This is a genomic window from Caballeronia sp., assembly GCF_049581465.1.
Lineage (GTDB): Bacteria > Pseudomonadota > Gammaproteobacteria > Burkholderiales > Burkholderiaceae > Caballeronia.
Genome location: NZ_JBAUSA010000850.1, coordinates 1 through 3,259, shown reverse-complemented (window position 1 = coordinate 3,259; position 3,259 = coordinate 1). Strand labels below are relative to the sequence as shown.

3 protein-coding genes are annotated in these 3,259 nt (G+C 55.8%); 1 reads left to right on the top strand and 2 read right to left on the bottom strand.

Annotated elements, in window-relative coordinates; all coding sequences use genetic code 11:
- Together WCA53_RS20815 and parA are read right to left on the bottom strand one after the other, a co-directional pair.
- The coding region (locus tag WCA53_RS20815; RefSeq protein ID WP_423915086.1) for a ParB/RepB/Spo0J family partition protein at nt 1-949 on the bottom strand (949 nt) is incomplete at its 3' end.
- 24 nt (nt 950-973) lie between these two features.
- Nucleotides 974-1,636 carry a ParA family partition ATPase gene (parA, locus tag WCA53_RS20810; RefSeq protein WP_423915084.1) on the bottom strand — a complete coding sequence of 221 codons (663 nt, stop codon included), beginning with the start codon at nt 1,634-1,636 and terminating at the stop codon, nt 974-976.
- 633 nt (nt 1,637-2,269) lie between these two features.
- On the opposite strand from parA, the gene WCA53_RS20805 reads away from it, so the two are divergent.
- A partial coding sequence (locus WCA53_RS20805; protein WP_423915082.1) for an SLC13 family permease occupies nt 2,270-3,259 on the top strand: 990 nt, incomplete at its 3' end.

Here is a 3,259-nt window from a genome sequence, read left to right as displayed (position 1 = left end):
TCAGGTCACCGACCGCAATGCCTTCGAGCTTGATTTCCAGTCGCTGCGCGTAACGTTGCCGCCCGGCTGGCTTGGGCGATTCTTGCGCCGTTGCGCGGCCTTTGACGATGTCGGCCACCTGTCTCGTGCTCAGATCGTCCGAAGCGATTTTATTGATCAACCGCAGCGTGGCGTCTGCGCCCCGCGCCGTATGGAACCGTGAAATTTGATATGCCATGTTCGAGCCGAAACGGTCGGGCCGGGCGACCATTTCGTGCATGACGTTCTCGGGTAGCTTCGCAATCGCGAGCGCGACGGCGATGGTCGATTCGTCGAGCCCCAGATGTTCCGCAAGCTCTCGCTGACTCTGGAAGTAACCTTCATCGAGAAAACGTCTCCAGACGACGGCATTATCGAAAACGGTTTGTGAATCCCGCTGTACGTTCAGATCGTAACCAAGCTTGTAGCTCTCGATCCCGATAGGCAGGTCGATAACGATCGCCTTTACCGTTTCTTTGTTTGCCTCCTTCAGCGCGCGCACCCGACGACCACCATCGCTGACGAAAAACGTCCCTGGGTTTTCATGATCGGGGATGACATGAATTGCCTGTTGCTGACCTTGCTTCGCAAGATTGACAGCCAACTCGGCGATAGATCCCTTCAAGTAAAAATGTCGAGGATTAAAGGGACTGGCCTTTATCGCTTTCAATGGCAAATCGATCACTTGACCCGGAATATATCGGTTCACTCGACGCCAAGCTGCGTACAGTTCGGACTCTTGCAACGCTGATTCTTCCCGGCGGTCGTCTGCGGTGTAGGCGCTTGAGCGTCCGATCGTCGGTATGTCGTTGCCCGCTTCGTGATTGACGATTCCATCAATCGCATTGATGCGGTCGAGCGCTGTTCGCTTCTCGCTGCTTGTGGTGTCGGGGCGGGCTTTGAACCCTTTCGCGAACTGGTTCGGTTTCATTCAGTTTCCTTTATGCGCATAAAGTCAGGGAAGCAGGGCCAGCACTTCATTTGCGCATGCCCGTATTTCGGCTGCGGCCAAGCGTGCGCCGCGATCGCTCATTTGGAGCACCGTTTGTCCCAACGCCATCGCTTGCTTGTAGCACTCACGCGTGGGTATTTGTGTTTTCAACAAAGGAAAACCGAGTTCCTCTAGCGCGCGCTTCAATTCACGGGTGAGCATGCGTTTCTCTTCCGTCTTGTTCAGGAGAAACACGGCGCGCAAGTCTTCATTCATGACCTGGGCCTGCTGGATCAATTTCACCAATCCGACGCTCGACCAGTAGTCTGCGGGCGATGAAGAGGTCGGAATAATCGCGACCGTAGCCAGCAAGAGGACTACGCCTGAAACCTTTTCCGTTATCGACGGTGGGCAGTCGACGACGATGACGTCGTAGTCGCCAATGAATTTTTTAATCTCGCGGTGGATCTGCGCGCCCGCCTCTGACAAGTTCACGATCGGAAACGGAATCCCGCTCGCTTCATTTGCCGCGGCGCTTGCCCAATGGACTAGTGTGTTCTGGCCGTCGGCGTCGACAACCAGAACACGCTTACCTTTCTCGTGGAATGCAGCGCCGAGATGCATTGCTATCGTGCTCTTTCCCACTCCGCCTTTTTGCTGCGTGATCGCAATGATTTCTGCCGCCACATTCAACTCCTTAGTTTTAGCTTTTCGAATCTTACATTGGGCTTGAAATGTTTGTAGCTGTTATCGCATGAATTAGCTATTAGGCCTATTTTCCGTTGGTTTTATGCGCATAAAGTTGGCCGAAAGCCGAAACATGGCCGGGCGCGAGAAGGCGGTATCGCCTATTTTGATGAAAACCGTGCGCCACGATCAAACGGCGGCAACGTTAGAGTGAGCGCCTTTATGCGCATAAAGTCCGCGGCTGACCCCGTGCCTATGCCCTTCGCTGTCGCTGTCCCGTCCGGTCCTGTTGCGTCCTTCACACGAAAAGATCCGCGCGGCGGCTGGAGGGTGGCGGGTCAGACGACGCAGCTCGACCGACCCGCGAGTACGAAGCTTGCTAACCATCACCTCAGCACGTCGAATCCCCTCTTCACCGATGGTCAGCACTTCGGCACCCCAAAATGTTGCAAGTTAAACTGACGTCGATTTCGAATCCCGCCCTTGATCGAAAGCTGGAAACGTATCGGTTCTGCCCGCCCCGATACATCAAACAGCCATTCATTTCGACCACATAGAATTTGTTCCGACTGAGTGCATCCGCTTCTGCGCGCCCTTACTTTAAACAACCAGCCCAAGGCATCTTCAGTGCAAATGACATCGACTCTTTCCGCTTGGTCCAGCCACGACACGAACCTATTGTTAGCGTGTGCGATGGCGCTAGCTTTGATAATCATTTTCATAAGTGCATTGAAGCTCGCGCCCTTCCTAGCGATCCTCGTGGGCACCTTTGTTGCAGGTTTCGCGGCGAACTTGCCGCTAGAAACCGTGGCGAGTTCTTTTAGCAAAGGGGCTGGCGCATTGCTCGGCGACGTCGGCATCATCATTGCCCTTGGCGCCATGCTGGGTGCTTTAATGGCCGAATCGGGGGCGGCGGACCGCCTCGTCTCAAGCGTCCTCAAACATTCGACGCCGCGCACACTGCCATGGATGATGGCGCTGGTAGCAATCATCATCGGCTTGCCCCTCTTCTTTGAGGTGGGCCTGGTGATGATGGTGCCGATCATCTTCGTGATGGCGCGCCGCTCAAAGCAGCCTATTCTGCGAATCGCCATTCCGGCCCTCGCCGGCATGACCGCTCTTCATGCGTTGTTGCCACCGCATCCGGGCCCCTTGATTGCGGTGAGCGCCTTGCATGCGGATCTGGGGATCACGATGGCACTTGGCATCATCGTCGCCATTCCGGCTGTGATACTCGCCGGTCCGATCTACGGAATGTGGCTCTCGCGCCGTATGCGTGTGGATGAACCCGAGGAGATGGGCAGGCTATTCTCTAGTCACGTTGACGTCAGTGAGGGTTTCGAAGCGCCCAGTTTCGGCATTTCACTTTTGACCATCCTCCTGCCCGTCGTATTGATGCTCGGCCGTACGATTGCGAAGCTGGCCATCCCACCGAAGACGTTGCTCTTTGACACTCTTGGTTTCCTCGGCGAACCACTCGTCGCGCTTGGACTCACGGTCCTTTTCGCCATCGTCGCTTTGGGCTGGTCGCGGGGCATGCCGCGCGATCGTGTGGGCAACATCTTGCGTAAAAGCTTGCCGCCGATCGCAGCCTTGTTGCTGACTATTGGCGCGGGCGGCGGT